Consider the following 6,723-nt stretch of genomic DNA (forward strand, 5'->3'; position numbering starts at 1 on the left):
GCAGTGCTGTTTCCCCAATGGCGGCGTTTCCCGAAAGTCAGTGCGAAGATTAACTGTGGCCCAACCTTCCTCCTTTGCTGCCCGCGCGTACCGCGACGACGCCGTGGTCCTGCGCACCCATAAGCTCGGCGAGGCGGACCGCATCATCACCCTGCTGACCAAGCACCACGGGCAGGTCCGCGCGGTCGCCAAGGGCGTCCGCCGCACCAGCAGCCGTTTCGGCGCCAGGCTCGAGCCGTTCATGGTCGCGGACCTCCAGCTCATCTCCGGACGCACCCTGGACGTCGTCACGCAGGCTGTCGCCAAGGGCGCCTACGGCTCCAGCATTGCCGCCGACTACGGCCGCTACACCGTCGCCGCGGCGATGACCGAAACCGCCGAAAAGCTCACCGACGTCGACGGCGAGGCGGGAACCGCCCAGTACAACCTGCTGGTCGGGGCGCTGGCTTCCTTGAGTCGTGGCGATCATGCCCCGGAGCTCATCCTGGACTCCTACCTGCTCCGCGCCCTTTCCACCGGCGGCTGGGCACCCAGCTTCACCGACTGCGCCCGCTGCGGCGCGCCGGGCCCGCACACCGCGTTTTCCGCCCCGCTGGGCGGCATGGTCTGCGGGGAGTGCCGGCCGCCGGGTTCGCCCGCGCCTGCCACGGAGACGGTGCTGCTGCTGGGCGCGCTGCTGACCGGGGACTGGACGGCCGCGGATGCGTCCGCGTCCCTCCACCGCCGGGAGGCCGCCGGCCTGGTGGCAAGCTACCTGCAGTGGCATCTGGAACGTGTCCTGAAATCCCTCAAACATGTGGAGCGAACCTAACCGTGGCCCTAGGCAAGAAGACTCCAGGCAAGAAGACTCCGGTCCGTCAGCGCAGCACCGAAGTGGTGGCGCCCTATCCGCATCCCTCCGGCGCCGTGCCGCCCGCCATCCCCGCGGAGTTCGTTCCCCGGCACGTCGCGATCGTGATGGACGGCAACGGCCGCTGGGCCAACCAGCGCGGGCTGCCCCGGATCGAAGGCCACAAAGCGGGGGAGCCGGCCCTGCTGGATGTCATGGCCGGGGCAATCGAACTGGGCATTGAGCACGTCAGCGTGTATGCATTCTCCACCGAAAATTGGCGCCGTTCACCCGAGGAAGTTCGCTTCCTGATGGGATTTAACAAGGATGTGCTCCGACGGCAGCGGAACCAGCTGGATGAGTGGGGCGTCAGGATCCGCTGGTCCGGCCGGCGGCCCAAACTCTGGGGCTCGGTGATCCGGGAGCTTGAAGAGGCCGAGGAGTTCACCCGCGGCAACAGCACCTGCACCTTGAACATGTGTGTTAACTACGGCGGCCGGGCGGAGATCACCGACGCCGTTTCGGCCATCGCCGAGGAAGTGGCCGCGGGACGGCTCAAGCCCGGCGCCATCACCGAACGGACCATCCAGAAGTACCTGGACGAACCGGACCTGCCGGACGTGGACCTGTTCCTGCGCAGCTCGGGTGAGCAGCGGCTCTCCAACTTCATGCTCTGGCAGTCGGCCTACGCCGAATTCGTCTTCCTCGACACGCTGTGGCCCGATGTGGACCGCCGCACCCTCTGGGACGCCGTCGAGATCTACGCGCAGCGGGACCGCCGCTACGGCGGCGCGGTGGACGCCGCCGCCCCCATCAGCCCAGCCTGAGCCCGCTCGAGCGCATTCAGCCGGGGTAGAGGCTTAGCCAGAGCAGGAGGTCGTCGTAGGCCTCCTGCCGCACCGCGCGGCGGGAGAGGAAGACGTCGTGGATGGCGCCCGGGTAGCGGAAGACGGCAGCCCGGCGGCCCAGCCCCAGCGCCCGGCGAGCAGTTTCCTCGACGTCGATCACGGCGTCGACGTCCATCAGAACGTCGGTCCATTCGGCCTGGATGTGGGTGCGCCCGGACAGCATCACCAGCACCGGTGAGGTGATGTCCAGCCGGCGCTGCACGGCCGCATGGCCGGCCAGGACCGCCTTCGTCCAACCGGGCCGGATCGGGAAGGACGCCCGTGGCCGCCACTGGGGATCCACGTCCCATTCGCCGTGCGCGGTGCCGCTGACGCTGTCCCAGTAGCCGGGCATGCTGGGCAGCAGCAACGGCCGCCGCGGGTCGGTGCGCGCCAGCGGTTCCACCAACTGCATGGCGATGTTCCGGATCAGGCTGCTGCCCTGCAGCTCCAGCCAGGGCGCGTTCAGGACCAGGGTGCCCAGTACCCCCGGATTCCGGTCCGCCCACAGTGCCGCGACGAGGCCGCCAAGGGAATGCGCGAGCAGGTGCACCGTCGGCGTCCCGGCGCTGCCCGTCCGGGCGGCCACGTCGGCGGTGATGGCGGCAAGCGCGGCGGCGAGGTCCTCGTCATAGACCGCCAGGTCGGTGGTGTAGCCGGGGGTCTGCCAGCTGCGCAGGCTGCGCCCGAACTTCCGTAGGTCCAGGGCGTAGAAGTGGAACCCGCCGGCCACGATCTGCTCGGCGAGTTCGGCCTGCAGGAAGTAATCGGCCCAGCCGTGCAGGTAGAGGACCACTTTCTCCTGCGCCCGGGTCCCGGAGGCGTACGGCAGGCCGGCCGCCGCACCGGACACTGCTCCGTTTGCGGCACCGTCCACGGCACCGCCGTTGGCGGCATGGCGAACCAGGGTGGCGACGACGGGTCCTTCATCGTCCGGCCGCAGCGGCAGCTCCAGGGACTCGAAGCGGTGTCCCAGTGCATCCCGGCGCCACCGCGGCGGCTCCGCGGGACCCCTCACGCGGAACCCCTCACGCGGGGCCGCCGTCGTCCAGCACGTAGGCGCGGATCCAGCGGGCGAGCCGCGCATATGCGTCCGCGCGGACCCGCGGCGCCGAGAGGAAGACGTCGTGCAGGGCACCGTCGATCCGTTCCAGGGTCACGGTGCGGCCCAGGCTCAGGGCGCGGAGGGCAATCGTGTTGACATCCAGGACGGCGTCGGTGCGCCGCATGGACTCCTTCCAGAACATTCCGTTGGCGCTGGCCCCGGAGATCATCACGAGGATGGGCACGTCAATGTTCAGCCCCCGGGCCACCTGGGACTGGCCGGCGAGCACGGCGCTGAGCCAGCCCGCCCGCACCGGGAAGGCCCGGGGCGGCCGGTAGTTGTCATCCAGCACCCACTCTCCCTCGGCGGCGCTGCTGATACTGCGCCAGTAAAAGGCGCGCTCGGGGAGCCGGATCACGGATTCGGGCCGGAAGCGGGCCAGCGGCTCCAGCATGGTCCGCGCGGCGCGGCGGACGGCCGGGCTGCCGTGCATTTCCAGCCACGGACTGTCGAGGACCAGCTGGGCGGCGCGGCCCGGATGCCGGCTCGCCCAGAGGGCCGCGATGAGTCCCCCGGTGGAGTGTCCCATCAGGGTGACCTGCGGGGGAGGGGACCCCTTGGGAGCCAGGGATTCGATGATGCCGATCGCTGCCGTGATCTCGGCGTCGTAGTCGGCAAGGTCCGCGACGTAGCCGCCGTGCGTGCCGTGCTGCAGGCTCCGGCCGTGGTTGTGCATGTCCAGCGCGAAGAACCCAAAGCCCTGTCCGGTCCAGAACTCGGCGAGCTCCTCGTTGAAGAAGTAGTCGCTCCAGCCGTGTAGGAAGAGGACGGCCCGCCGGGGCGCCAGGCCGGCGCCGGCCGAGGGGATGTGCCTGACCAGGGTGGCCGTGCGCTCGACCCCGTCCGGGCCGGCCGCCTTGAAGGCGCACGCCGCGAAGTCGTCTCCCAGGATGTCGGTCTGCCAGTCCATCGGCTCCTCCCGGCTACAGGGCCGAGGCCGCGGCGCGGCCTGCCGTGCGGCCCGAGAACAGGCACCCGCCCAGGAATGTGCCCTCCAGGGCGCGGTACCCGTGGATGCCGCCGCCGCCGAAGCCTGCCGCTTCGCCGGCCGCGTACAGTCCGGCCACCGGCCGGCCGGCGGCGTCCAGAACCCGCGAATGCAGGTCGGTCTGGATCCCGCCGAGGCTCTTGCGGGTCAGGACGGAGAGGCGGACCGCCAGCAGGGGCCCGTGCCGGGGGTCCAGCATCCGGTGCGGCGGAGCCACCCGCATGATCCTGTCCGTGGTGAAGCGGCGGGCGGCGCGGATCGCGGCAAGCTGCGGGTCCTTGCCCAGCCCGCTTGCGAACTGCCGGTCCCGGGACCGGATCAGCCGGTCCAGCTCGGCGGCGACGATGAGCGGAGAACCGGCGAGCCCGTTCATTTTCGCGGCCAGCTCCGCCGGGGTGCCGGCCTGCAGGAAATCCACGCCCCGGTCCAGGAACCGCTGCAGCGGACTGTCTGCGGACGGTTTCAGGCGGGCCGCGAGCAGGCGCACGTCCTTCCCGGTCAGGTCCGGGTTCTGCTCGGAGCCAGAGAGCGCGAACTCCTTCAGCGCGATGGCCTTGTTCAACACGAACCACGAGTGGGTGTGCCCGGTCCCGAGGATGTGCCGCAGCGCACCGAGCGAGTCGAAGCCGGGGAACAGCGGAGCCGGGAGCATCTTGCCGGTGGCGTCGAGCCAGAGCGCCGAGGGCCCGGGCAGGATCCGGATGCCGTGCTGCGGCCAGACCGGGTCGTGGTTGTGGATGCCTTCCGGGTAGTGCCACATCCGGTCGCCGTTGATCAGCCGGCCGCCGGCACGGTCCACGGCGGCCAGGAAGTCGCCGTCCACCGAGGCCGGCACGCCGGTCAGCATGGACGCCGGGGCGCCGCCGCCGGGCCACTGCCGCCGGACTGCGCCGTGGTTGCCGCCGATGCCGCCGCTGGTCACGATGACGGCCCCGGCGGAGGCCTCGAAGGCGCCGGCGGCAACGCGGGAGGACTGCTCGCCCCGCGCGGCGCTGCTGGCCTCCAGGATCTCGCCGTGCACGCCGCTCAACCGGCCCGCCACCGTCGTCAGTTCGGTGGCGCGGTGCCGGAAGTGGAGGGTGACGCGCCCGGCGGCCACGCCCTCGCGGAGTTTGGCGAGGAAGGGCGCGACCAGTGCCGGGCCGGTGCCCCAGGCGACGTGGAAGCGCGGCACCGTGTTGCCGTGGCCGTCCGGGCCGTAGCCGCCGCGCTCGGCCCACTGCACGAGCGGAAAGAGCCCGACGCCGAGCGAGGCGAGCCAGGCGCGCTTCTCACCCGCCGCGAAGTTCACATAGGCCTCCGCCCACTCCCGGGCGAGGGCGTCTTCGGGACGGTCGAAGGCGGCGGAAGACAGCCAGTCGGCGAGAGCCAGCTCGGCACTGTCCCGGACGCCCAGCCGGCGCTGTTCCGGGGTGTTGACCAGGAACAGGCCGCCGAAGGACCAGTGCGCCTGCCCGCCGGCCGAGGCCTCGGGCTCCTGGTCCAGGACAGCCACCCGGCGGCCCGCCGCGTACGCTTCCGCCGCGGCCACCAGGCCGGCGAGGCCCGCCCCGACAACGACGACGTCGGCCTCGATCCGGGTGCCGGGCGTCGCCGGCACGCTGCTGCGGACTGCATCCTCGCTGGTCATGGCTTCATGCTAGCGCCCGCGGGGGTACGGTTTTGCCTGGTGTGGGTCCGGCATTTTGGTTTGCGCGGCCGGAACCGGAAAACTAGGGGTATGCGCGTATACCCCACCTTTTTCCGGCTCGCCTTCTCCTGGATGGACGCCGAGCGCGCCCACAAGATCGGTTTCCTGGGCATCCGGCTGGCCAACCGCTGCGGCGCCGGCCGCGTGCTGCAACGGTTTACCGCGCCTTCCGCAGCGCTGCGGACCGAGGCCTTCGGCTTGACCTTCCCCTCGCCGTTCGGGCTCGCCGCGGGCTTCGACAAGGAGGGCCACGGTATCGAAGCGCTGACCGACCTGGGCTTCGGCCACGTCGAAGTGGGAACGATCACCGGGCAGGCCCAGCCGGGCAACCCGGCCCCGCGGCTGTTCCGCCTGATCGAGGACCGCGCCGTGATCAACCGGATGGGCTTCAACAACGACGGCGCCGCAGCCGTGGCGCCCAGGCTCCGTTCCGCCCGGGCCGCCCTGCAGCGCCGCTATCCCGGGGTCCGCCCGGTGATCGGTGTCAACATCGGCAAGAGCAAGGTTGTGGAGCTCGAGGATGCCGTGGCGGACTACCTGATCAGTGCCCGGAGCCTGGCCCCGGCCGCCGACTACCTCGTGGTCAACGTCAGTTCCCCGAACACCCCGGGCCTGCGGTTGCTCCAGGATGTCAACACCCTGCGCCCGCTGCTGGCCGCCGTGGCGGAGGCCGCGGACAGCGCCGCCGGCCGGCACGTGCCCCTGCTGGTGAAGATCGCCCCGGATCTCAGCGACGAGGACATCGACGACGTCGCCCGGCTGGCGCTGGACCTGAAGCTGGACGGCATCATCGCCACCAACACCACCATTTCCCGCGCCGGACTGGTCTCCAGCCCGGAACAGGTGGAGGCCTGCGGCGCCGGCGGCCTCTCCGGTGCCCCGCTCCGGAAGCGATCACTGGAAGTCCTGGCCCGGCTCAAGGCCGCGACCGGCGGGGCCATCACGCTGGTTTCGGTCGGCGGGGTCGAGACCGCCCAGGACGTCCGGGACCGGCTCGAGGCCGGCGCCACCCTGGTGCAGGGCTACACCGCGTTCCTGTACGAGGGCCCCTTCTGGGCGGCGAAGATCAACCGCGAGCTGGCTAAGCGGCCGGCCCGCCGCTAACCGACGGTCTCCCGCCGGGTAAGCCTGCGCGGATCCCGGAAACGCGAAAGCCCCCGGCAGTTAAATGAACTGCTCCCCGGAAGTTGGACTGAGAAATTCAGTTCCGACTCCCGGGGAGCA

6 protein-coding genes are annotated in these 6,723 nt (G+C 71.1%); 3 read left to right on the forward strand and 3 right to left on the reverse strand.

The window, feature by feature from the left end; all coding sequences use genetic code 11:
- Positions 1–55 precede the first annotated feature (55 nt).
- Together recO and HNO80_RS01510 are read left to right on the forward strand one after the other, a co-directional pair.
- Positions 56–811, forward strand: a complete 756-nt coding sequence (gene recO, locus HNO80_RS01505) for a DNA repair protein RecO (protein ID WP_175321068.1) — start codon at positions 56–58, stop codon at positions 809–811.
- Positions 812–813: 2 nt separating this feature from the next.
- Positions 814–1,656 (forward strand): isoprenyl transferase, encoded by an 843-nt coding sequence (locus tag HNO80_RS01510; protein ID WP_175321069.1) that lies wholly within the window; start codon positions 814–816, stop codon positions 1,654–1,656.
- 16 nt (positions 1,657–1,672) lie between these two features.
- Here HNO80_RS01510 and HNO80_RS01515 read toward each other — a convergent pair whose 3' ends face one another.
- From HNO80_RS01515 to HNO80_RS01525, 3 genes are read right to left on the reverse strand one after another with little or no spacing between them, the layout of a single operon-like run.
- The gene (locus tag HNO80_RS01515; protein ID WP_349627151.1) at positions 1,673–2,734 is read right to left on the reverse strand and encodes an alpha/beta hydrolase; all 1,062 of its coding nucleotides are present in this window, start codon (positions 2,732–2,734) and stop codon (positions 1,673–1,675) included.
- A gap of 10 nt (positions 2,735–2,744) precedes the next feature.
- A complete protein-coding gene (locus HNO80_RS01520; RefSeq protein WP_175321071.1) occupies positions 2,745–3,731 on the reverse strand; it encodes an alpha/beta hydrolase in 987 nt (328 codons plus the stop codon).
- 13 nt (positions 3,732–3,744) lie between these two features.
- The gene (locus tag HNO80_RS01525; RefSeq protein ID WP_175321072.1) at positions 3,745–5,439 is read right to left on the reverse strand and encodes an FAD-binding dehydrogenase; all 1,695 of its coding nucleotides are present in this window, start codon (positions 5,437–5,439) and stop codon (positions 3,745–3,747) included.
- 90 nt (positions 5,440–5,529) lie between these two features.
- Here HNO80_RS01525 and HNO80_RS01530 point away from each other — a divergent pair, with 90 nt between their 5' ends.
- Complete coding sequence (locus HNO80_RS01530) at positions 5,530–6,603, forward strand: quinone-dependent dihydroorotate dehydrogenase (RefSeq protein ID WP_175321073.1); 1,074 nt, start codon at positions 5,530–5,532, stop codon at positions 6,601–6,603.
- Positions 6,604–6,723: the final 120 nt, after the last annotated feature.

Origin of the sequence: Arthrobacter sp. C9C5 (genome assembly GCF_013359735.1) — a bacterium.
In the GTDB taxonomy this organism is placed as follows: domain Bacteria; phylum Actinomycetota; class Actinomycetes; order Actinomycetales; family Micrococcaceae; genus Arthrobacter.

Bases quoted from the DNA above. Each gene is read 5' to 3' on its own strand.
- HNO80_RS01520 (WP_175321071.1), bottom strand. From the start codon at position 3,731: ATGGACTGGCAGACCGACATCCTGGGAGACGACTTCGCGGCGTGCGCC.
- HNO80_RS01525 (WP_175321072.1), bottom strand. From the start codon at position 5,439: ATGACCAGCGAGGATGCAGTCCGCAGCAGCGTGCCGGCGACGCCCGGC.
- HNO80_RS01530 (WP_175321073.1), top strand. From the start codon at position 5,530: ATGCGCGTATACCCCACCTTTTTCCGGCTCGCCTTCTCCTGGATGGAC.